The organism is Mesorhizobium sp. M7A.F.Ca.MR.362.00.0.0 (assembly GCF_004023175.1).
Taxonomy (GTDB): Bacteria; Pseudomonadota; Alphaproteobacteria; order Rhizobiales; family Rhizobiaceae; genus Mesorhizobium.
This window is the reverse complement of the sequence record NZ_RZTF01000930.1, coordinates 1-410: the sequence shown is the minus strand read 5'-3', so window position 1 is coordinate 410 and position 410 is coordinate 1. Positions and strand designations below refer to the sequence as shown.

The following is a 410-nucleotide window of genomic DNA, read 5'->3' as shown; positions in this document are numbered from 1 at the left end:
GACCAGTTCATCAGCAGGAATTTCGTTCTCGTCGTCCCGAAATTCTCGAGAGCAGCGGTAACTGCCTTGCTGGATTTAAAGGCGGAACTCAAGTAACCAACGCAAGCATTGATCTAATCTTGCCCGAACGGCTTGGTCCGCTTCGGGCTCGATCGCGTGGTTCACGGCATGTGCTGCCAAATGGGCGCAAATAGTCCTCAGGCTTCCGGCGGCTGGGCATCGCGGTAGCCCCTTCGCCTCTTGCTCCGCTCGAGGCGGACCAGTGCGCTGTCCGCCTCTTCCGACTGATCGAATGTCTGCACCATCGACTGGCCGTTCGTTCCGATGCGGCCCCAGTTGCGGATGACCGAAGCGCCTCCGAACAGCGTTGGCTGGATCGCCAGCACATAGAAGCGCCGCATGTTTTGTGT

General features: G+C 58.8%; 1 protein-coding gene. It reads right to left on the bottom strand.

The features are described from left to right. Window positions 1–197: 197 nt before the first annotated feature. On the bottom strand, window positions 198–410 hold a 213-nt coding region (locus EOC06_RS38565), incomplete at its 5' end, for a WGR domain-containing protein (RefSeq protein ID WP_128310181.1).